The sequence below is a fragment of the Flavobacterium sp. NPDC079362 genome (assembly GCF_050267765.1).
GTDB lineage: Bacteria > Bacteroidota > Bacteroidia > Flavobacteriales > Flavobacteriaceae > Flavobacterium > Flavobacterium azizsancarii.
This window is the reverse complement of the sequence record NZ_JBNNFM010000016.1, coordinates 71,598-95,339: the sequence shown is the minus strand read 5'-3', so window position 1 is coordinate 95,339 and position 23,742 is coordinate 71,598. Positions and strand designations below refer to the sequence as shown.

Sequence of the window (23,742 nt, the reverse complement as noted above, 5' to 3'; positions counted from 1 at the left end):
CAACCAATTTAGAAATAATGAAATTATTTAAGTGAGAACCCCACTTTAGATTTTATATCTGTAGAAGATGCCCCAACGATTGCTTCAAAAGCTCCCGGTTCAGCAACCCAGTCGTGTTTTTTATCATCAAAAAAGCTTAATGCTGTTTTATCTACTGTAAAAGTTACTGTTTTTTCTTCTCCTGCTTTAAGCGCAATTTTCTCAAATCCTTTTAATTCTTTTATCGGACGTGGTAATGAAGATTTTAAATCACTGATATAAAGCTGTACTACTTCTGAACCTTCTCTCGATCCTGTATTTTTTACTTTAACAGAGAATGTAATTTGATCTCCAGCAGCCATTTGTTTTTTGTCTGCTGTTACTTTTCCATATTCAAAAGTCGTATAACTTAAACCGTGACCAAAAGAGAATAATGGTTTTGCTTTTTGTTTGTCTGCCCAACGGTATCCAACAAAAATGCTTTCATTGTATTTTACTTCGTCACCACCAGGAAATTCTCCTAATGCATGAGCTCCGTTATCTGCTAATTTTACAGGAAAAGTAAAAGATAATTTTCCTGAAGGATTTACATCTCCAACCAAAACATTAGCCAACGCACTTCCTGCTTCTGTACCTAAAAACCATCCTTGTACAATTCCCGGAACTTCTTTTACCCACGGCATCGCCACAGCATTTCCTGAAATATTTACAAAAACCACATTTTTATTTACTTTAACCAAGTCAGCAATTAATTTATCCTGACCGTATGGTAAACCCAGTTCTTTACGATCATGTCCTTCTGCATCCTGATTATCACTTTTATTCAAACCTCCAATAAAAAGAACAATATCAGCGTCTTTAGCTATTTTTAAAGCCTCAGCAGATAATTCTGCAGGAGAACGTTTTTCTTCTAAACTTACTTTTGCTACTACTCCATTATACTCACTTGTTGGATCTCCAACATAACCACGAGCGTAAACGATTTCAGCCTGGTTTCCAATTCTTTTCTTTAATCCTTCAAGTGGCGTAATTTCATATCTTGCTTTAAGCGAAGAACTTCCTCCACCTACGGTCATCATTTTGATTGCATTTTCACCAATAACTGCGATTTTCTTTGTTTTAGAAAGGTTAATTGGTAAAATATTATTGTTGTTTTGTAGCAATACAATTCCTTCTTCGGCTATTTTACGGCCAGCATCTGCATGCTCTTGTGTTCCAAAAGAACCAAAAGGTCTGTTTCTGTCCATTGTAGTTAAGAAAGACAAACGTAAAATACGACGTACTTTTTCGTCTAATTCTTTAGTTCCAACCTGACCTCTGGCGATCATATTAGAATATGGTTTTGCCAGGTAATAACTGTCGTAAGCATTACTGGCACCTTCAGTAAGTCCGTTTGTCCATGAACCAAACTCCATGTCCAAACCGTTATGAATTGCTTGTTTTGTATCATTAACTCCACCCCAATCTGACACTACAACTCCTTTGAAACCCCATTCTCCGCGAAGAATATCATTCAATAAAAATTCGTTGTGGCAACATTGCTGTCCTTTGTATTTGTTGTATGAACCCATAATAGCCCATGCATCACCTTCCTGAACGGCAGCTTTAAAAGCCGGCAAATATATTTCGTATAACGCACGATCATCAACAATTACATTTACTGAGTTACGTTTTGTTTCCTGATTGTTTAAAGCGAAATGTTTTACACATGCAGCAACTCCATTGGCCTGAACACCTTTAATATAAGGAACAACCATTTTTGCAGCTAAGAAAGGATCCTCGCCCATGTATTCGAAGTTACGTCCGTTTAATGGCGTTCTGTAGATATTAACTCCTGGCCCTAACAATACGTTTTTGTTACGATAACGAGCTTCTTCTCCAATCGATTTACCATATAAAGCTGATAACTCTTTGTTCCAGGTTGCAGAAATTGCTGTAAGAGCCGGAAATGCAATACAAGAATCATTTGTCCAGCCAGCCTGATCCCATTCGTCCCATTTTACTTCAGTACGAATTCCGTGTGGTCCGTCAGTCATCCAGTTTTCAGGAATCCCTAAACGTGGTACACCTGGTGAACTGAATTTTGACTGCGCATGAATCATGGCAATTTTCTCGTCGGTTGTCATTCTTTTAAGAGCATCTTCTACACGCTCATTAATTGGCTTTTTATCATCTAGATAAACCGGAACTTTATTCTGTGCATTCACACCGATAGAGCTCAACAAAAGTAAAACAACAATTGTTTTAACGTTTTTAAACATAACTATTAATTTATTAAAGCATTTAATATACAATATAAAAGGGATTATAAAAACGTATAACCCTTTTAATAATACCGTAAAGCTAAAACGTTATAGTTCGTTTTGAATTTTTAAACGAAAAAAAGTAGTAAAACAATAAATCAAGCATTTGATTTACAGATATTTAATTAAAAATATACCCCGAAAAAAGTAGTGATTTTAAAATAAAAAACTACACTTTTAATGATATTAAACCAATTTTAATGACCATTTCTTCAAAATCATTTCTCGAAACTGCAGCTTTATTTCGGGCTCTAGTACGATAATTATAAATTGTGCTTAAAGAGTAACGAAGAAAGGCTGCGATCTTTACGCTGTCATTAATTCCTAATCTAATCAAAGCAAAAATCCGAAGTTCAGTGTTGAGTAATTCGCCCTGCTTTAAAACGATCTGTTCTTCCTTAATTAAAAGTGCATTGAAATCTTTGACGAAAGTGGGATATAAATTCAGAAAGATAATATCAAAATTTTTATACAATTCTTCGAGTTCATTATCAACCAAAGTAGTTGATTTTAGCATTTTATAAATCTCATCAAATTGTTTTGCATTCGCCTTTTTATTTAAAATAATGCGATAATTTTCCAACTTATTGATGTAAGTGGAACAAAGGCTGAAAAAGTGCGCTATATACTCTTCCTTAATATGATTGGATTCTGATAATTGCGCATTACGTTCCTGCAGCTGATTATTTGTTTCTGTAATATCTTTATTTAATTCGGCTAATTTCTGACTGGTTTCATAAAGTTCTCCTCTTATTTTAGAAACTTTTTTCATTTGTTTGTAAACGTAGATAACGGCTACGATCAAAAATGCCGAAAGCAGACTAATGCATAAAAGATACAATTGAAGTTCGGTTTTTCGCTGTGCTTCTCTTTCTAAATATACGGTATTGATAATCGAATAAACCTGTGACATTAAAAGCGTACGAAACTGAACATTGCAGTACAGTGCATCTTCGACAGCTGATTGCGTTAATTTATATGCCATATCAACATCGCCAATTTCATAAAAAACCTGTGCTAATTCCTGAAGCGATGCATTGTCTTTATTGGCATTTTTTAAATCTGAAGTGGCTGAAAGTGCGTAATATTTTTTTCTTGGCTCGAGCTGATGTCTTTCTTCATAGATGCTTCCCAAAAGATAGGTAACCATAGCATATTGCGGATTATCTTCTTTGATGGTATTGAATAATTGCAACAATTGCTTCTCAGCAATGGCAAGCTTTTTCTGAGACATGACTTGTTGAATCTTTGTGATCTGATAGTTTAGTGTATTAGGTTCTAAAACTGTCAATAATGAATCACGGTATTTTCGTATTTGCTGAATGTACTTTACATCATAACTATTAGCAGCGTAATGTTCGAAAAACTCCCGATATGCTACGTAATAATTTTGAAGCAGGGATTTTGAAAGTGTTTTTTTATCTATGCTTTTTAACAATGCTTCAGATTCACGGTATTTTCCAGAAGAAGAATAAAGTGTTACGAGTTGCAGGTTCGCTAAATTTAGTAATTCCTGATCATGAAGTTCATTGGCGATTTTAAGGTTCTTTTTTACATAAAAAATAGCCGAATCTGAATTGAATTTTTGATATTCTGTATAAAGAGTTTTGTTGTAATTATACTCTTGCTCCCTGGTTAGATTTTCTGACTTTATTTTTTTAAAATTCAAAATACGTTCTTCTTTTAGACGAACATAATTGCCTTTATTTCTCAATGCATCATTTAGTTTTGCCAAAATAGTATCTGTACTATCCGATGAATAAACAGGATTTGCCAATAGAACTAAAAAACAAAGCAACAGATAATTTTTCAAACCAATTTGAGATATAATGAGATTTCACAAATATAAGAAAGTGTGAATACAAAAAATGATTTTTTTATAAGTCGCAAATTTTAAATTTCGTAACAAGTAAAAGAGACTTTAAAAAAACAAACACAAAGAAACCTCCTTACACCAATTGGATTTTTGTAAATTTGATTGTACTCAATTTCTATAATCTAAAAATACATCTACAAATGCCTCATTTTATCATTGATTGCTCAGAAAATGTAATTCGTCTAAAATCTGCAGAAGACATCATGCAGGATGTTTTTAACGCTGCATTATCAACTGATCTTTTTACGGAGTCTGAAATTAAAGTACGTATTAATCCCTTTGCGTATTATAACAACGGCAATTCCTTAAACGATTTTATTCACGTTTTTGCGTACATTATGGAAGGCCGAAATACAGATCAAAAAGCAAAACTCTCTAAGGCAATTGTTATTAAGCTGAATGAAGTACTTCCTGAAATTCCGGTAATTTCGATTAATATAAAAGATTTTGAAAAAGCGAGTTATTTTAATAAAACTATGATCTAAAAAATGACAACTCGAGTTTGTCATAAGCAGTAACGAATTTATTGCCACAGATTAAAGATTAAAAGTGATTTCACGTAAAATAAGCACAACAATTGTCTTTTCGACCGAAGGGAAACTAGAGATAGCGAACAGACGAAGTAAATCACACGCGGGGACAACGCACTGTTGCCGAGCTATTTTATGTGATTTCTCCCTTCGGTCGAAATGACAAAAAATGCCTATATCAACTTTGAGCTTAGGCTTCGATAAAGTTCCTCACACCCTTGGTTTAAAACTTTGACAAAGCCCCAATAAAGATCTGTTCTATTATTCTATCCTCTTTATTCTATTCTCTTTATTCTATTCTCTTTATTCTATTCTCTTTATTCTAAAATCTAACTAACAGCAATTGGAGCCGCTAAACAACTCTCAGGAATATCAAACGCATTGACTAATGAAACGGCATCTGGTCGAATATCCCAACACAATTGATTGACCATTTTGCGAATCGCTTTGGTTTTTACGGCTTCCATATAACCATCTTCAAGATACCAGGCTTTGTTTTTTTCTATTTGCGAAAGTGCATATAAATGATTCAGTTTTGTTAATATTTCTTTCGATTTAATGTCTTCGACTTCTTTTATTGCTAACTGAAATTGTTCGAGAACGACTCTTTCTAAATATGCCTGAGCTACATCGATCATCTGGTGCTGTACAACATTAAAAGCGTCGTAAGGTTCTAAACCACCGTCAACTAATTTTTTTATACGTCTTGCGGCAGATGCAAGAATTGTTTTTTCTCTATGAATAAAAGCCTGCAAATGAAACCCTTCGTCTAATAAATGTTCATCGTCTGTTTTGCGGGTTGCAATTGGATTTTTTTCTGTAATGGCCGTTTTTGCATTTTCATACACATAATTAATAATTCCTGCAGCTCCCATTTCACCAAAAGATTTTCTGAATTCTGATAAACGGTTTTTAGCTACTAATTGCATCAAAACGGTATTATCACCTTCAAAAGTCGTGTATATTTCGGTATCGTTTTTTAGGGCATCAATTCTATTTTCAGATAAATATCCTTTTCCGCCACAAGCTTCACGACATTCTTGTAGAATATCCCTTGTACTCCAGGTCGAATAAGATTTCATTCCGGCTGCGAGAGCTTCGATTTCCTGCATTTCGTCTTCGGTTTTATTCAGGAAACGATTTGTAAGGTATTGCAAAGCAAAATGAACGGCGTAAGTTTTCGCTAATGGCGGAATTAATCGGCGTTGGTGCATTCTGTAATTTAAAATCGGAACTTCTGATCCGCCTTCAGGACCAAATTGTCTTCTTTGATCGCTGTAACGAATGGCAATTGTTAATCCGGATTTGGCTGCAGCCAAAGCAGAACGCGGAATCCCGATTCGTCCTCCGACTAAAGTTCCTAACATAGTAAAAAAACGTCTGTTATCACTTGGAATCGGGCTTTCGAATTCTCCTTTATCATTTACAGAAGCGAAACGATCCAGCATATTTTCTTTCGGAATCAATACGTTATCGAAACTAATTGTTCCGTTATCCACTCCGTTTAATCCCATTTTATGTCCGCAATCACCAATAGTGATTCCGTTTAAGGTGTTTCCCTTTGTATCTCTTAGCGGAACTATAAATGCATTCACTCCATAATCATGTCCGTCGATAACCAATTTAGCAAAAACAGTTGCCATTTGTCCGTGAACTGCGGCATTACCAATATATTCCTTTTGGGCATTTTTATTTGGTGTATGAATTGTAAACGTTTGCTCATTATGATTATAAGTAGCCGTCGTTTCCAGCCCTTTTACGTTTGATCCGTGATGAGTCTCGGTCATGGCAAAACAACCAGGAATTTTAAGGGAACCAATATCTTTTAGATATTTAGCATAATGTTTTTCAGTTCCTAATGACTGAACGCTCATACCCCATAATCCAAACTGAACACCAAATTTTATCACGAGACTTAAATCATGATAGCTTAAGGTTTCCATAATCGCAAAATAATCGGCTATGTTTTCTCCTCCGCCATGTTGCTTTGGATATGCCATATTTCCAAGATTTTCATCTGCTAAGATCTTACACCAATTATAAACTGTTTGGCGATAGACATTAATATCTGTGGAGGTTTCGTAAGCAAATTCGGGTCTTGAAATAACGGACTTTACTTTGTTGATTATTGCAGCTTCTTTACCGTTTAAAATGGCTGTTATTTTTTGAATATCAAAATCAGCATTGGCTTGGGAATTTGCCGTAAACGAACTGGCTTTTGTTTTGAAGTTCTGAAGTGCTTCTTCACCTAAAATTCCAAGATCATTCTCTAATTTTATAAAACTGGATTGTAAGGTCGAAATATCTACATCTTTTTCTGAAAGTGCTACTGCAATATCAAAAATAGATTTTATATCTGTTTTATTCTGAATGCTTTTTTCAATATCCAATTTCCATTGTGTGAGTTCATTTCGCGAAGGCGGATTCGATATGTCTAATCTTGAAAGCAATTCTTGTTTTTCTTCGGGCGAAAGCCAACTTAAATCAGTAATAAATTTCTGAATGGTTGTAAACTCTTTCTGGGTCAGCAAATCATCTGACCATACTAAATAAAATAAAGGAATAAAGGCTTGAAGTTTGGTATTTTTCATATCAATATAGTTGTTCAGTTTATATTTTTTCTTGCCAACGTTTATTGCGCAAAAAAGCAAGAAATGAAAATAGTCATTCCTATTTAAATATCCTGTTAAGATTGTGGTAATTTTAATTCCAGCTATTGAAAAACAAAAAAAAGTTTACCACGAATTACAGTAATTTACGCGAATTTTTTTCTTAATTAACTTTAGAAATTAAACGTAAATAATGAAGCTTCGCTTAGATGCGGCAAAAAAATTTACACAGATTTTGCAGATCAGTCAGATAAAATAATTCGTGTAAATTAGTGTAATTCGCGGCAAAAACCTCTACATAAAAAAAACAGGAATAAAAAATTCATTCCTGTTTAACATATCCTCACGATTCTCGCAATTTATATTTTAAAAACCACTAAAAAATATAAAAAACTCATGTTATTTAGAATCTTTGGATATTGTGGCAAACTTTTGCTTGATTGCAAAAATATGATGTGAATTAAAAACCAAAACTGCCATAAAAACAATTCCGTATGCTATAATTTGTATCAGTCCAAATTGTTCTTTATAGAGAAACATAGCCAAAAGAAAAGCAATCATTGGGTTAATATTTAAAAGCATTCCAACCGTTGAAGAATTAATTCCTGAAAGGGCATATAAATTAAGGAACAATGGAAAAATTGTAAACAGAATTGCAATGGTTTCGATACAGAAATAAAACTTAAATTCTGTGGGAACAGGTCCGCTGTATGATGGAAAAAAGGGCAGCAAAAACAAAGCGATCAGAGTTATATGAAATGTAAGGACTAAAAATTTATCGAAACCTTTATTTACTCTCTGACTTACTAAATAACAAGCATAGGAAAAACCTATAATTACACTAAAAAGCATGTCTGTAATATTAGCATAAGATAAAAGAACACATCCGGAAATGCTTAAACCAACGGCAATCCATTGTGTTTTACTTAGTTTTTCATGCAAAATGAAATAAGCTAACAATGTGGTTAAAATAGGACAAACCAAATAAGCCAAAGATGTGGCTTTTACGCTAACATGGTTCATCACGTAAATAAATGTAAACCAATTTGTCATTATAAAAAGGCTTCCTCCTATATTCAACAAAATAGTTTTGCGTTTCTCTGCTTTTGGCAATTCCTTAAAAGTTTGAATGGCTTCTTTTATTTTTTTTCTTTTAAAAGCAAAAGCTATAAGCAACATTAGAGCACTACAGCTGAAAACACGATAGAATAAAATATCTAACGAAGCATATTCATGTATAGGCTTTAAAACCAAACTGAAAAATCCCCAGATTACGAAACAAGTTATGGCAGCTATATAGTATTTTGTTGTTTTCACGAATATTGTTTTTGATTTTCTTATCAACGCAAATTTCTAAAAAATAAAACAGCAATACAGATACAGTTTTAGTAAATTGCACCATAACAGTTTTTTTTTGAAATCTTCAAGATTATAAATTATAAACTGAAATAAACGATACCACATTCTATTAAAAAAACAAATATTATTTCTGGATGAAAAACTCAAATTACTTGTATCTGCAGTTTGCTGACCGGATCGAAAAGCAAATAAAATCAGGCGTTTTAAATGTTGGTGACAAACTCCCTTCGATACGTGAAGTATGTGCCGAAACAGGATATAGTATGAGTACGGTCAGCAAAGCATATTACGAAATCGAAAGCCGATCATTGATTGAATCCCGACCACAATCCGGTTATTATGTAAGTAATATTTCGGCAAGGACAATTCCTGAACCTTCACCAAGCAGTCCTGTTTTAAAATGCCTTAATATTGACAGGGAGGATCTGATCGATCAGGTTTATGGTAATATGACTGATTCTAATATTACGATGCTTTCTTTGGGTTTTCCGTCAAACGAGCTTCTTCCTATCGCCAAATTAAACAAAGGAATGATTCAGGCAATGCGGAATCTCCCTAATAGCGGAACGGGTTATGAACAAGTAAAAGGCAATCCAAATTTAAGACGTGAAATTGCCCGATGGTCGTTTACCTGGGGAGGATCATTAACCGAAGAAGACATTATTACAATGCCGGGCTGTACAAGTGCTATATCACATTGTCTGATGACTTTGACAAAACCCGGAGATACGATCATTACAGAAAGTCCTGCGTATTTTGGAATTCTTCAATTGGCAAAATCATTAGGATTGTACATCATGGAGTTGCCTACAAATATGACTACGGGAATAGAATTGGACGCGCTAAAAAAAGCACTTTCGTCTAAAAAGGTGAAGCTTTGCTTATTGATGAGTAATTTCAGTAATCCGTCCGGAAGTATGATGCCGGCCGAACATAAAATAGAAGTAGTGAGATTGATGGAATTTTATAATATTCCGCTGATTGAAGATGATATTCACGGTGATTTGTATTTTGGCGCGAGCCGGCCAACGAATTGCAAAACTTATGACGAAAGCGGAATTGTTCTTTGCTGCAGCTCTGTCTCTAAAACATTGGCTCCGGGATATCGCGTTGGTTGGGTTTCTCCGGGGAAATTCAAAAAACAAATATTGCGGAACAAGATTTATCATTCGCTCTCCTCTCCTACTATTACACATCAGGTTGTGGGTGATTTTCTTAAAAATGGACGATACGAAAATCATCTCAGGAAAATACGACAGATATTGAATCACAATTGCAATAATTATATCAATACGATTCTGGAATCTTTCCCAAAAGGAACAAAAGTGAGTCAGCCTCAGGGTGGTTTTTTTCTTTGGATAGAACTTGATAAAAGTATTGATACAGCTGCTTTTTACCATTTGGCAATGCAGCACAATATTAGTATTGCACCAGGAAGAATTTTTTCTTTTCAGGATCAGTTTTCGAATTGTATGCGGCTGAGTTTTGGTTTACCGTGGACAAATGAATTAAGGGAATCCATTCAAATTTTAGGAAGATTACTTCATCGATGATCTAAAATTCATTTAATAAAATACACACAACGTAACCTCAACACAAATTGATAATTTTCTTTGTGGCATTTCTGGTGTGATTTCTCCCTTTGGTCCTAGTGACAAAATTGCATTGTAAACATGGTATACTTTATTCATAAAAAAAGCCAGACAATACTTCTAAAGGTATTGTCCGGCTAACAAATTGAAACCAAAATCAATTTTAATTATAAAACAAAGTAAGCGTTGTTTTCCGCTTTTTTAATTTCGGGTTTAAGATCAAATTCTTTGATAATGTCAAATTCACTTTGATACTCGTTTAACATTTGCATTAGATTCTTTTCGATTGTATTCGAAATAGTGGTTACAGGAGTATCTGTTGGCCTGTTTTCGAAAGGATCCTGTAAATGGATTGCCATTTTTTCGATTAGAAAAAACATTCCTGCAATTACTGTAATCAACGGAATTGCAAACCAACTCAATAAACTAATTAAACCAAAAGGCAATAGTAAAATGAACAAACACAATGTCATTCTGATATACATACTATATGTTGTTGGAAAAATGGTATTTTTAATACGCTCACATTTTCCCATTGCATCACATAATCTTGTCAATGTCTTATCAATTTCTACTTGTTGATAAGCATTTAGTCGTTTGTCTTTTCTCGCAATTCTAAGATCTCTGGCGTGCAACAATAATATTGCGTTTGGAATATTCTGATGATTTTTTACAAAATTCACTTCTTCTTCGCTAATCAATTCTTTAATTGGTTTTATAGCATCTTTGTTACGCAAAGCCTGCCCTAAACTATAACACCATGCAATTTGTCTCTTAGTAAAGTTTTCTTTGAACTCATTTGCTTCTACCGAAAACTCAGGATCCTTATAAAAAGTCAACATTTGCCTTACTAAAGTTCTGGATTCGTTCACAATAGATCCCCAGATAATTCTTGCTTCCCACCATCTATCGTAAGCCTGATTAGATTTGAAAGCCAATAATAAAGATATAATTGTACCTACCATTGTAGGTATTGCAATTGGAATATCAACGGAAACATTGATGAAATAGTGATGAAAAATTTCAAACAATATAGTGTAAGTCATTACCAAACCTAATTCTACTTTAATTTTTCCGAGAACGTACCTCATGGGAATTCTTTTCTTTAATAACATATTTTTCGGTTTAAAAATTAAACTTGTATTTTTTTAGCAGTAATTAGTTTTTAAACCAATTCTTCATACAGCGATAAGACCGGAAGTCCCAGCTTGTCGTTTACATTCTCTTTTTTCGTTTTTTTGAACTTGATTTTTTCTCCTTTACGGGTTTCTACCAGCAAATCGATGTCGTATTTTGAAATTGCCTCTGTTAAGTAAGGAGCAAATTTTTCGTAGTTGTCGTCGAAATTAGAAGTTTGGCTTACAATTTCGAATGAAAAGTTATCATTCAAAAATTGCTGTACATCTTTTACATGCATATTAGCATGAGCGTTTTCAATATAAAGTGCTTTATTGAAATCGTCTTTGAACTGCTCTGAACCTAAATGTAAAATAGGACATTTTTGATTTCCTGCCAATTGAACAAGATATTGGTGAATTCTTTTTGTTTCTTGTTTATAAGAATGGGTCAGAATTACTAATTTTACCGAAAACACATCAATAATGTGTTTGAAAACCGGAGATGAAAGTCCGTATTGATTGTGTATTTTTATTTTGCAATTTGGAGTATGTTCGATGATATATCGACATGTTTCAAGTACTATTTCCTGACTGGCGGTTAGTCCGGTGCGCATTTCGCGTAAATAACCTGAAGATGAAAAAGTATCTGGAGTATCTGAAACCATCATTAAAATGATTTCGCAACCTGATGATTTTGATTGTTTCACTGCTGATTTTACAGCACAAATAGTATCATCTTTTAGAGTCGTTGGTATAAGGAAATTTTTCATATGTATAATCGTTTAGTTTATACATACAAAATAACTCTACCAAAATTAGAGTGGTCTTAATATAAAATTAGAACTTTCTAAGATTCAACATTAGAATTTTTAATATTAATCTTTTTTATCTTCGACTTCTTGAAAATAATCGTTACAATAGTTCCTTTATTTTGCTCTGATTGCACTTGTATTTCACCATCATGCATACGAATAATTTTTGAGGCTAACGGAAGCCCTAAACCATAACCTATATATTTGGTTGCAATTTTGCCTCTAAAAAAAGGTTCATATAAATGCGGAATATCTTCTGGCGGAATACCAATACCTATATCATTAATGGCAATTTTTATCATTTCCTGATTGGCTGAAAGCGTTACGAACACTTCATTATTATCAGAATACTTGACACCGTTTGTAATAATATTATTGATTGCAAGCTCTAAAAGGGGTTTGTTGCACGGAATTAATAGTAAATTAGAATCGTTTGGAGCAAAATTAAGTTTGATACTCACACGATTGTCAGGATAAATCTTATCCAGATCTGATTTTACATCCATCAACAATTCGTCTATTCTGGCAATATCCAATACCTGTTTCTTACCATCGTAACCAGTTTGGGTTAGTTTTAATAAACTTTCTGTGAGGTTTCCTAATTTAGATGCCTGACTGTAAATATTTTCTAATGACTGAATATATTCCGGAACTTCTCTTTCTTTGAGAAGCATAATTTCAGACTCGGCAATAATCGTTGTTATTGGCGTTTTTAATTCGTGAGAAGCATTATTTATAAAATTAGCCTGGATTTCAAAAGAAGTTTCCAGACGATCCAGCATATCATTAAAAGTTGCTGTAAGATCTGAAATCTCATCTGAATTTTTTACTTCCGGCAATCTATTATGAAGATTAGAAGCGCTTATTCTATTTACTTCTCTGGTTATTCGTGCTACCGGATTAATTACTCTTTTTGCAAGGAAACGTCCCAAAAAGAAAGCCAGAAATATAAAAGCTATACCTCCAAAAAACATAATCTTTATGATATAAATAGTCGTTGTGGGACCTTTTTGATCTCTGGCACCAACAATTACAATATATCTCTGACCGTTCTCAGTAAAAACCTGCCCTAAATAATACTTATTATTTATTTCAAAATAGTCTTCTCCTGTTTTTAAAACATTTGTATAAAACTCATTTGGCAAATCTAATTTTGTATTATAATCAAAACTATTGGCGCTGTTTATTTTAAGAACAAATTCTTCTTCTTCGATAAGTTCTTCAAGACCGTCCTTTTTCAGGTTTTTATAATACTTAATCTTTTCAGGATCATTTTGAAAATGAATAGAAGCCACAATTTTTGCTCTGTCTTCTAATCGTTTTAGAAAATGGTAACGATTATTTTCCTGAAATAAGACAAAAACCACAATACACAATAACAGTGTACTAAAGGTAGAAAGTGCTACATATGTAAAAGTAATTTTTTTTCTTATATCCATTTTATGGCTTTATGACATAACCTAAACCTTTCATGGTATGAATAAGTTTGGTTGCAAAAGGTTTATCTATTTTTTTTCTTAAGTACGTGATATAAACATCGACAACATTGGTGTTCATGTCAAAATTAATATCCCAGACATTATCTAATATTTGATCGCGGGAAACGATTCGTCCACTATTTTTAGCCAGGTAATACAGTAATTTAAATTCTTTAGCGGTCAAAACAATAGATTCACCATCTCTTTTTACTGTTTTGGCTCGTGCATTTATCTCTAAATCTCCTACCGTTATACTGTCTATTCTTTCTGTATCCTGATGCGCTCTTCGATGCAAAGCATTTACCCTGGCATCCAGTTCTCCAAATTTAAAAGGTTTAACCAGATAATCATCTGCACCAGCATTAAGTCCGGTTACAATATTTTCTGAAGTTCCAAGCGCTGTCAAAAGCAATACAGGAACAAAATTTTTACTGGCACGCAGTCGTCTGCAAATTTCGATTCCATTAATATCAGGTAACATTACGTCTAAGATGACAACGTCAAAATTATAATTATGGAGCATTTCAAGAGCAGTTTTACCATCCATTGCTACACTAACTTCATTATTGTTTTCCGCAAACCCTTTTCGTAAAATCGATAAAAGATTTGGTTCATCTTCAACTATAAGTAATTTCATATTTATTAATTGGATTAATAACAAAAATAGGGATTGAGTTTAAAATTAGAAATTACATAGACATAAATTATGATTTAATTAAGAACAATTATCATTGGTAACATCAAAAAAAAAGCATTCGTCGACGGCGAATGCTTTCTTTGTTGCAAACAACATTATACAATTCAAAACGTTTCACCTGCATTCAGATAAAAACCTTTCGAATTATTACCCCACGCATAATCTACAATTAAGTTTGTTCTTGTTTTTTTATCAATTAAAATGCGCAAACCAATTCCGGCAGAAGGCTGAACAGAATTAAAAAGCGAAACTTTGTTATCTATATTACTCGCTGTTACAAAATTGGTAAAAACAGTGCCGCTAAACATCTGATCGCAAGTAATTGGAAACCTGAATTCTGTTGAAAGATATATTAAACCATCTCCTCTAAACAATCCTTGCGTATACCCTTCTCCGCTTCGGCTGCGTTGATCCCAGCCAATTGCGGGTAAGTTTAAATATGGTACTTTTCCGCGCGTTACAAATTGTCCGTAAGCCCAAATTGCTAAAATATATCTTTCATTTTTAGCTGAGACAGGAATAAAATGTCGATATTCTGCATACAAAACATTACTATACTGCTGATTATTAAACAAAACAGGATTAAAACGATAATTGATATTGGCAAACCATCCGTGGGTCGAATTTACCTGATTGTCTCTTGAATCATATACCAAATTAAGACTCATTCCGCTTAAAAAATATTCTAAATTATTAAATCCATGTTCCTGACTGTAGGTATAATGATACGTATATTTTGCATTTTCGACATCTAAATTCTTATCATTAATACTCGAATACCAATCTAGATTTATTCCTCCTCCAACATAAAAGTTTTTGGCGACTTCAAAAGATACTGTCTGATGAAATTTGAAATAATCATAATCCATAGGTTGTGCAATAGAATCGACGTTAAAATGATTTTGCTTGCTGTGATGCGGAATTATATCGGTTCCCAAGCCGTAATTAGGCTGCGAAAAAATATACAATCGATAATCCCCGCTCAGGAAAATCTTGTTGTTGTTGAGCAGAATATTATTTTTTACGTTTACGAGCCATTGCTTTTTCGTAGTATATGTTATGCCTAAATTGGCGATAGAATATTTATCTGATGCTTGTTTCCCTTTGAAAGTATATTGCGCGACTCCGCCAAAAAAGAATCCGGTTGCGGGCTGAGATCCAATTGCGGGAATAATAAGGAAAAAATTGTTTTTTGTAGGTTTAACAGCGTATACTGAATCTTTCTTTTTGAAAATTTCGAGAATAGTTTTAGGCGAACATAATTCTGAAGTAGTACTTTCTGTTTGTCCTGTTGAATTAAGAAAAATAAAGAAAAGCAACCCTAAGATTTTATATTGATTAAAGTAAATATTTTTTAAAAATTCTACCATTTTAAAGTTTTAATTTTCCGAAAAAACCTTTAATCCACATGTAAATATATGCCTTATTTTCAACACTTTAACAAAAACAACATTAGATTTTACCCAATAAAAAAGCCGCCAATAAAAAAACTGGCGGCTTTTGAAATATATTTTAAAATAATACTTTTATTTCGTGATAAACTTAGGATTAATTAAGTTTTCTAATGAATAAATTTCATCCCATTTTTCCTGTGTGATTAATTTTCTTTCTACCACTACAATTTCATGTACGCTTTTATTCATTTTTAAAGCTTCTCCCGCAATACTGGCACTTACTTCGTAACCCAAAATAGGGTTCAATTGTGTTACAATTCCAATACTGTTCATTACCATATTGTAGCAATGATCTACATTTGCAGTAATCCCAACGATACATTTATCTATTAAAGTCTGAATTGCATTTGAAAGATAATCTAATGATGTAAACATTGCAAAAGCAATTACAGGTTCCATTACATTCAATTGCAATTGTCCTGCTTCAGCAGCCATTGTAACTGTTAAATCCTGACCAATTACATAAAAACAAGTCTGGTTTACTACTTCCGGGATTACAGGATTAACTTTTCCAGGCATGATCGAAGATCCCGGCTGGCGTGCAGGCAAATTGATTTCATTGAAACCAGTTCTTGGCCCTGAACTCAATAATCTTAAATCGTTACAGATTTTAGATACTTTTACCGCTGTTCTTTTCAATGTTCCCATAATCTGAACATAAGCTCCGGTATCAACAGTAGCTTCAATTAAATCTGGTGAAAGCGTTAACGGAATACCTACTTCTTTGGCTAAATAGTTCACACAAATTTCAGGATATCCTTCCGGTGCGTTTACTCTTGTTCCAATTGCAGTAGCTCCCATGTTAATTTCTAAAACCAGGCTTTGAGCTTCTTTCAACCTTTTAACATCTTCTCCTATAGTAGTAGCATAAGATCTGAATTCTTGTCCTAAAGTCATAGGAACCGCATCTTGCAATTGCGTTCTTCCCATTTTTAAAACACTTTTGAACTCTTCTCCTTTTGCTGCAAAAGCAACTTCTAAACCTTCTAATGTTTTAATAAAACTTTCCATTTTCATGTAAAGTGCTATTCTAAAAGCCGATGGATAAGCATCGTTTGTAGATTGAGAACAGTTTACATGATTGTTTGGATGCAAAAAGTTATATTCACCTTTTTTATGCCCCAGATATTCCAGACCAATATTAGCAATAACTTCATTTGCATTCATATTTACCGATGTTCCGGCTCCACCCTGAATTAAATCGCTTACAAATTCCTGGTCAAATTTACCTGCAATAACCTGATCACTTCCGTAACAGATTGCCTCGGCAATTTTTGGGTCAAGTGCTCCACAATCTTTATTTGCTAAAGCTGCTGCTTTTTTTACATATCCCAAAGCCTTAATAAATAAAGGTTCTTTTGAAATTGGAATTCCGGTAATATTGAAATTCTCTACAGCTCTGAAAGTTTGGATACCATAATATAAATGATTAGGAATATCTAATTCCCCTAAAAAATCATGTTCTTTTCTTGTTGATCCCATATAATATAAGTGTTACGTTTTAACTTAAAAATCAGTGTAAAGCTACAGCAAATTAATATTATAATAAAACATTTTAAATTAAATATTAATAAATTTTTATAAATATAAAGCTTAAAAATTAAACACTTATCATTTTAAGGCTTTAAAAATATCATATTCATAAAAAACAGGCATAAAAAAAACGTCTTGATTTATAAAATTACATGACCAATGTGCTTATTTTATCAAGAAAAACCAATTTTAGAAAGTGTAAAAATTAATGCAGTTTAGTGCTCTGTTTTTGCAAGGTAATTATTATCTTTTCGCTCTTAAATAATTATGAAAAATTGCCTTGAAAAAAGAGTCCGAATATTTTCTTGATAAAGAATACAATACTATTACTTATAACAGAGATGATGCGAATTTCAAGGATTTTGAATGCTGCGTCTTTAATAATTGTAATTTCTCTGCCTGTACTTTCTTAGCAGTAACTTTTATTGACTGCGTTTTTAATGATTGCATTTTTAACGAAGCCAAAATAAATTACGTGGCTTTTAGAACAGCTACTTTTAATAGATGTGAAATCAAAGAAGTGAATTTTGCCATGTGCGACAAACTCATCTTCGAAGTAAATTTTTATGATTGTATTTTAGATTTTTCGAAGTTTTATACCTTAAAAATAAAAGGGACTACATTTACTAATTGTAGTTTGATTGCCGTAGATTTTATGGCAACAGATCTTACAAGCGTTCTTTTTGATAATTGTGACTTGTATCGCTCAGAATTTGATAAAGCGATCGCTAATAAAGCCGATTTTAAAACAAGTTACAATTATACTATTGATCCATCAAAAACTAAACTGAAGAAAGCTGTTTTTTCTTTGAAAGAGGTAAAAGGCTTATTGTTTAAGCATGATGTTGTTGTGAGTTAAGAGCAAAAATCGTACACGAATTTACTTCGTCTGTTCAACTTTCTGTCTTGAGTCACGAATTGTTACGAATTATTTAGTGAAAATTAATTTCAAAAAATAAACCAGACATTAAGAATTAGTGATAATTCGTGAAATTCGTGTTTACTTTATTACAACTTCTTCTCCATAACATAATCTTCCATCAGGTAACCATTTCCGATTTCAATATCTACTTCTTGAGCAACTTCAAAACCTATTTTTTTATAGAAACCTAAAGCGGTATTAAATCGGTTTACGTTTAACAATAATGCTTTTGAATTGTTATTTTTAGCTAATTTTTCAATCTCATCGACCACTTTTTTACCAATTCCTTTTCCTTGCGTTTCTGGTAAAAGATATATTTTATGAATTTTAGTTGCTGCTTGTCCGTTATAATTATGTTCTATTCCGATAAACCCAATATTAGCTTCATCCTCATCAATCATATAAAACAACTGTACTTTTTTATTGTACTGTTCCGTTAAAGCTTCCGTAGAATAAAAAAGCCCCAACATATAATCTAATTGTTCTTTTGACAGAATCTCACCATAAGTAATTGGCCATGTAATGTTTACTATATTTTGAATTTGTTTAATGTCGTTTATAGTTACTTCTGAAATCGTGATCATGTTGTATCTAAAATGTTTTATTATTTTGTAAAAATTTGATTTTCCTGTTCGCTTACTCTTATAAAGGTGGTTCGCTTTGTAAGTTCTTTTAATCTGGAAGCTCCAACATAAGTACACGTACTTCTTAAACCTCCCAAAATATCCAATATTGTATTGATAACCTGCCCTTTAAACGGAACCTGAACTGTTTTACCCTCACTTGCCCTGTATTCTGCCACTCCTCCAACATATTTATCCATTGCTGTTGTCGAACTCATTCCGTAAAATTGTTTGAATTTTTCGCCATTTACTTCGATCAATTCTCCTCCGCTTTCATCATGTCCGGCAAGCATTCCTCCCAACATTACAAAATCTGAACCTGCGCCAAAAGCTTTGGCAACATCTCCCGGAGTTTTACATCCGCCATCGCTTATAATGTGCCCGCCCAAACCGTGAGCCGCATCGGCACATTCTATAATAGCTGAAAGTTGTGGATATCCAACACCTGTTTTTACACGAGTTGTACAAACAGAACCGGGACCAATGCCAACTTTTACAATATCTGCTCCGGCCAGTAATAACTCCTCAACCATTTCGCCGGTAACTACATTTCCGGCAATAATGACTTTGTCCGGATATTGTAGTCTCGTTTGTTTTAAAAACTGAACAAAATGTTCTGAATACCCGTTTGCAACATCAATACAAATAAATTTAAGTAACGGATTGGCTGTGATAACATGACCAATTTTAGCAAAATCTTCTTGTCCTGTTCCTGTACTAATCGCTATATAATTGTAGAAATCAGGTGTAACATTTTGTAGAAAATCATTCCATTGCTGAAGTGTGTAATGCTTATGAATAGCGGTAAAAAGTTTTTCTCCGGCTAAAACCTGAGCCACTTCAAAAGTCCCCACAGTATCCATATTAGCGGCCATAATAGGAATTCCTGTCCAGGTTGCAGTACTGTGCAAAAATTTAAAATTTTGCTCTAACGAGACTTCTGACCTGCTTTTTAATGTAGATCTTTTAGGCCTAATCATCACGTCTTTAAACCCTAATTTCAAATCAGTTTCTATTCTCATGGTTTTAAATTTTCGTTACTCCCAAATATAAGAAATTTTAGATTATTAAAACTTTGCGATTGGTTGGCTCGCGGATGACACGGATTTTAAACGGATTTTTTTTATTTAGACTTTACGTAAAAGGTTTCAATAGCAACGTGTTTCGACTTCGCTCAACGTGACAAGCGCAAAAACTAAGACTGAGACTGAAAACTTTCTCATTGGAACGCGTTTCGACTCCGCTCAACGTGACAAACGTGAAAACTGAAAACCGAGACTGAGACTAAAAACTAAAACCCTACCCGTGAATCGTTTCCCCTTTTCCGTAGTTGGTAATAATTGATTCTTCGTAAGCAAGCCATTCCCTCCATCGTTTTTCAACGTCGATTCCTACTCCGTATTTTCTGGCATAGGTAATAAAAGTAACATAATGTCCGGCTTCACTCTCCATCAAATCTCTGTAGAAAACAGATAATTCTTCGTCTTTGATATTTTCAGACAAAACTTTGAAACGTTCGCAGCTTCTGGCTTCGATCATTGCCGAAAAAAGTAATCTTTCAACAAGACCAGAAACTCTGCTTCCGTCTCCGCTTTTCTTCATGTACAAATACAATTCGTTTACGTAATCGTCTTTGCGTTCGCGTCCTAGTTTCAATCCTCTTTTGATGATGATATTATGAACTTGCTCAAAATGGTCGATTTCTTCTTTGGCTAAAGCCAATAAATCTTTTACCAAATCCTGATGTTCTGAGTTATTAGTAATAATCGTGATCGCGTTTGTTGCTGCTTTTTGCTCGCACCAAGCGTGATCTGTCAGGATTTCTTCAATATTTTTTTCTACAATATTTACCCATCTAGGATCTGTTGGCAATTGTAATCTTAGTACGCCCATGGTCTCTTATTTTGTTTTATTTTGTTTCAAGTTTTCTTTGTTTCAAGTTGTTTTAAGAACGAAAAAAGTTTAAAGTTTTGTTATGCGCATGTTTTACGCGTCACAAAACTTTAAACTTGAAACCTGAAACTTGAAACAATTAAGTTTCAAATTTTATTTTTTAGTATACGAAAATTGGTCTTTCGCTCATCATTTCATTTACTTCGTTTGCTACTTCTTCGATAACTGCTTCATTTGTGTGATCAGCAAGAACTTTATCGATTAAAGCTACGATAGTTTCCATATCTTCTTCAACTAAACCACGAGTTGTGATTGCAGCTGTTCCAACACGAATTCCTGAAGTTACAAATGGTGATTTATCATCAAATGGAACCATATTTTTATTTACTGTAATTTCTGCTTTTACTAACGCGTTTTCAGCTTCTTTACCAGAAATGTTTTTATTTCTTAAGTCAATAAGCATCATGTGGTTATCAGTTCCGCCAGAAATAATGTTGTATCCTCTTTTTACGAAAGCATCTGCCATAGCATTTGCATTTTTTTGCAATTGCAAAGCATAAGTAAAGAATTCATCTTTTAATGCTTCGCCAAAAGCTACAGCTTTAGCAGCGATAATGTGCATTAAAGGTCCTCCTTGATTTCCAGGGAAAACAGCAAGATCTAATAAAGCAGACATCATTCTGATTTCTCCTTTTGGATTTGTTAATCCCATTGGATTTGGAAAATCTTTCCCCATCAGGATCAAACCTCCACGTGGTCCACGTAATGTTTTGTGTGTTGTTGTAGAAACAATATGACAATGTGGAATTGGGTCGTTCAATAATCCTTTTGCAATAAGACCTGCAGGGTGCGAAATATCAGCAAACAAGATTGCTCCTACACTGTCAGCAATTACTCTGAAACGCTCAAAATCCATATCACGAGAATAAGCCGAAGCTCCTGCGATGATTAATTTTGGCTGTTCTTTTGTTGCTATTTCCTGAATTTTATCATAATCTAAACGACCAGTTTCTTTATCTACTCCGTAAAAAACAGGAACATAAACACGTCCTGAAAAATTTACAGGAGATCCGTGGGTTAAGTGGCCACCGTGAGATAAATCGAAACCTAATATTTTATCCCCTGGCTGTAAACAAGCATGATATACTGAAGCATTTGCCTGAGATCCTGAGTGTGGCTGCACGTTTGCATATTCAGCACCAAATAATTCTTTAGCTCTGTCTATTGCAATTTGCTCAATAACGTCAACTACTTCGCAACCTCCGTAGTATCTTTTGCCAGGATATCCTTCAGCATATTTGTTAGTTAAAACAGAACCAGCTGCTTCCATTACTTCATCACTTACAAAATTCTCTGAAGCGATAAGTTCTAATCCGTGAATTTGTCTGTCTTGTTCCTCTAGTATAAGGTCAAAAATTTGTTCGTCGCGTTGCATTTTTTCGTTTTTCGTTAATTTCCTGCAAAAATACAAAAAAACGTTTGTCAAACTGCTAGATTATGATATATTTGACATAGAATTTTTCAACAAATAATTAACATTCACATGCCAATAACCGCTAACGATACCAAAAGAAAATCATGGTTAGAAGTGCCAGAAAATAGCGACTTCCCTATTCAAAATATTCCTTTCGGTGTATTTCTTACCAAAGAAAATGTCGTTACAGTAGGAACACGAATTGGCGATTACGCTATAGATTTAGGAGCTTTACAACAATTAAACTATTTCTCAGGAATAGATTTAACAGATGATATGTTCATGCAGGATACGCTTAATGATTTTATTTCTGATGGAAAAAAAACATGGCGTTTAGTTCGAAATCGCATCGCTGATATTTTCGACGAGACTAATCCTCAACTAAGAGATTCAACAAAAGATCGAGATATTGTTATTTTTAAAATTGATGATGTCGAAATGCAATTGCCTGTGTTAATAGGCGATTACACTGACTTTTACTCCAGTAAAGAGCACGCTACGAACGTTGGAAAAATGTTTCGTGATCCTGAAAATGCTTTATTACCAAACTGGCTGCATATTCCGGTTGGGTATCATGGAAGAAGCTCTACAATTGTTCCGTCCGGAATTCCGGTGCACAGACCAATGGGACAAACTTTACCGGCTGGAGAAAAATACCCTGTTTTTGGTCCGTCTCGTTTAGTAGATTTCGAATTAGAAACTGCTTTTATTACGACTGATGTTAATATAATGGGAGAAAATATCCCAACGTATGAAGCCGAAGATTACATTTTCGGAATGGTTTTACTGAATGACTGGAGCGCGCGCGATATTCAGAAATGGGAATATGTGCCTCTTGGACCATTCTTAGCCAAAAACTTTGCTACATCAATTTCTCCATGGATTGTGACTATGGATGCTCTTGAACCTTTTAGAACTAAAGGTCCTAAACAAGATCCGTCGCCGCTTCCTTACTTACAAACTAAAGGTAAAAAAGCTTTTGATATTCATTTAGAAGTTTCAATCAAACCTGAAGAAGCTGAAGAAACTATCGTTTCTAAATCAAATTTTAAATATTTATATTGGTCAATGAGTCAGCAATTAGCACATCATACCTCAAACGGTTGTCGTGTAAATTCTGGTGATATGATGGGTTCAGGAACTATTTCAGGCCCAACTCCTGATAGTTTTGGTTCTATGTTAGAATTGACTTGGGGAGGACAAAATCCGATCAAATTAAAAGATGGCAGCGAGCGTAAATTTATCGAAGATAATGATACAGTAATTATTAGAGGTTTCTGCGAAAATGCTGAAGTACGTCTTGGTTTTGGAGAAGTTGCGAGCCAGCTTTTACCTCCATTTATCAGGCCATGAAGAGCAGATAAATTATCTGAAGAGATATAAAAAATATAAAGCCTCGAAAGTGATTTTCCGAGGCTTTTTGTTTATTCTTTCACCACAGATTAAAGGATTAAAATGATTTTTTCTCATTTTATGTCATTTCGACCAAA

At 33.8% G+C, this 23,742-nt stretch carries 18 protein-coding genes; 4 read left to right on the top strand and 14 right to left on the bottom strand.

The window, feature by feature from the left end; translation table 11 throughout:
* Positions 1–23: 23 nt before the first annotated feature.
* Together ACQKCJ_RS14700 and ACQKCJ_RS14695 are read right to left on the bottom strand one after the other, a co-directional pair.
* Entirely contained in the window at positions 24–2,240 is a 2,217-nt protein-coding gene (locus ACQKCJ_RS14700) for a glycoside hydrolase family 3 C-terminal domain-containing protein (protein ID WP_427402292.1), read from the bottom strand.
* Between the two features lie 211 nt (positions 2,241–2,451).
* Entirely contained in the window at positions 2,452–4,095 is a 1,644-nt protein-coding gene (locus tag ACQKCJ_RS14695) for a DUF6377 domain-containing protein (RefSeq protein WP_271337764.1), read from the bottom strand.
* 203 nt (positions 4,096–4,298) lie between these two features.
* Here ACQKCJ_RS14695 and ACQKCJ_RS14690 point away from each other — a divergent pair, with 203 nt between their 5' ends.
* The gene (locus tag ACQKCJ_RS14690) at positions 4,299–4,643 is read left to right on the top strand and encodes a 5-carboxymethyl-2-hydroxymuconate Delta-isomerase (protein WP_271337763.1); all 345 of its coding nucleotides are present in this window, start codon (positions 4,299–4,301) and stop codon (positions 4,641–4,643) included.
* 374 nt (positions 4,644–5,017) lie between these two features.
* Here the strand turns inward: ACQKCJ_RS14690 and ACQKCJ_RS14685 are convergent, their stop codons facing one another.
* On the bottom strand, positions 5,018–7,279 hold the full coding sequence (locus ACQKCJ_RS14685) for an acyl-CoA dehydrogenase (protein ID WP_427402291.1): 2,262 nt from the start codon (positions 7,277–7,279) through the stop codon (positions 5,018–5,020).
* Between the two features lie 417 nt (positions 7,280–7,696).
* On the bottom strand, positions 7,697–8,614 hold the full coding sequence (locus ACQKCJ_RS14680) for an EamA family transporter (RefSeq protein ID WP_271337761.1): 918 nt from the start codon (positions 8,612–8,614) through the stop codon (positions 7,697–7,699).
* A 176-nt stretch (positions 8,615–8,790) separates the two neighbouring features.
* Between ACQKCJ_RS14680 and ACQKCJ_RS14675 the strand changes: the two genes are divergently transcribed.
* Positions 8,791–10,209 (top strand): PLP-dependent aminotransferase family protein, encoded by a 1,419-nt coding sequence (locus tag ACQKCJ_RS14675; RefSeq protein ID WP_427402290.1) that lies wholly within the window; start codon positions 8,791–8,793, stop codon positions 10,207–10,209.
* 206 nt (positions 10,210–10,415) lie between these two features.
* Here the strand turns inward: ACQKCJ_RS14675 and ACQKCJ_RS14670 are convergent, their stop codons facing one another.
* The 6 genes from ACQKCJ_RS14670 to aspA form a co-directional block, all read right to left on the bottom strand.
* Positions 10,416–11,363 (bottom strand): bestrophin family protein, encoded by a 948-nt coding sequence (locus ACQKCJ_RS14670; RefSeq protein ID WP_338083396.1) that lies wholly within the window; start codon positions 11,361–11,363, stop codon positions 10,416–10,418.
* 50 nt (positions 11,364–11,413) lie between these two features.
* Positions 11,414–12,136, bottom strand: a complete 723-nt coding sequence (locus ACQKCJ_RS14665; RefSeq protein WP_271337758.1) for a hypothetical protein — start codon at positions 12,134–12,136, stop codon at positions 11,414–11,416.
* A 77-nt stretch (positions 12,137–12,213) separates the two neighbouring features.
* Positions 12,214–13,617 (bottom strand): sensor histidine kinase, encoded by a 1,404-nt coding sequence (locus ACQKCJ_RS14660; protein WP_271337757.1) that lies wholly within the window; start codon positions 13,615–13,617, stop codon positions 12,214–12,216.
* A gap of 1 nt (position 13,618) precedes the next feature.
* Positions 13,619–14,293, bottom strand: coding sequence for a response regulator transcription factor (locus tag ACQKCJ_RS14655; RefSeq protein ID WP_271337755.1), 675 nt, complete (start codon positions 14,291–14,293; stop codon positions 13,619–13,621).
* 164 nt (positions 14,294–14,457) lie between these two features.
* A complete protein-coding gene (locus tag ACQKCJ_RS14650) occupies positions 14,458–15,723 on the bottom strand; it encodes a BamA/TamA family outer membrane protein (protein WP_427402289.1) in 1,266 nt (421 codons plus the stop codon).
* A 156-nt stretch (positions 15,724–15,879) separates the two neighbouring features.
* Positions 15,880–17,289 carry an aspartate ammonia-lyase gene (gene aspA, locus ACQKCJ_RS14645; protein ID WP_271337752.1) on the bottom strand — a complete coding sequence of 470 codons (1,410 nt, stop codon included), beginning with the start codon at positions 17,287–17,289 and terminating at the stop codon, positions 15,880–15,882.
* Between the two features lie 331 nt (positions 17,290–17,620).
* Between aspA and ACQKCJ_RS14640 the strand changes: the two genes are divergently transcribed.
* Complete coding sequence (locus ACQKCJ_RS14640; protein WP_271337751.1) at positions 17,621–18,199, top strand: pentapeptide repeat-containing protein; 579 nt, start codon at positions 17,621–17,623, stop codon at positions 18,197–18,199.
* Between the two features lie 149 nt (positions 18,200–18,348).
* Here ACQKCJ_RS14640 and ACQKCJ_RS14635 read toward each other — a convergent pair whose 3' ends face one another.
* From ACQKCJ_RS14635 to glyA, 4 genes are all read right to left on the bottom strand, one after another.
* The gene (locus ACQKCJ_RS14635) at positions 18,349–18,846 is read right to left on the bottom strand and encodes a GNAT family N-acetyltransferase (RefSeq protein WP_427402288.1); all 498 of its coding nucleotides are present in this window, start codon (positions 18,844–18,846) and stop codon (positions 18,349–18,351) included.
* Positions 18,847–18,866: 20 nt separating this feature from the next.
* Positions 18,867–19,907 (bottom strand): GMP reductase, encoded by a 1,041-nt coding sequence (locus ACQKCJ_RS14630; RefSeq protein ID WP_427402287.1) that lies wholly within the window; start codon positions 19,905–19,907, stop codon positions 18,867–18,869.
* A 277-nt stretch (positions 19,908–20,184) separates the two neighbouring features.
* Positions 20,185–20,778: a tRNA-(ms[2]io[6]A)-hydroxylase gene (locus ACQKCJ_RS14625; RefSeq protein WP_271337748.1), complete on the bottom strand. Its 594-nt coding sequence runs from the start codon at positions 20,776–20,778 to the stop codon at positions 20,185–20,187.
* 160 nt (positions 20,779–20,938) lie between these two features.
* Entirely contained in the window at positions 20,939–22,213 is a 1,275-nt protein-coding gene (gene glyA / locus ACQKCJ_RS14620) for a serine hydroxymethyltransferase (protein WP_271337747.1), read from the bottom strand.
* A gap of 108 nt (positions 22,214–22,321) precedes the next feature.
* Between glyA and fahA the strand changes: the two genes are divergently transcribed.
* A complete protein-coding gene (gene fahA / locus ACQKCJ_RS14615; protein WP_271337746.1) occupies positions 22,322–23,605 on the top strand; it encodes a fumarylacetoacetase in 1,284 nt (427 codons plus the stop codon).
* Positions 23,606–23,742 lie beyond the last annotated feature (137 nt).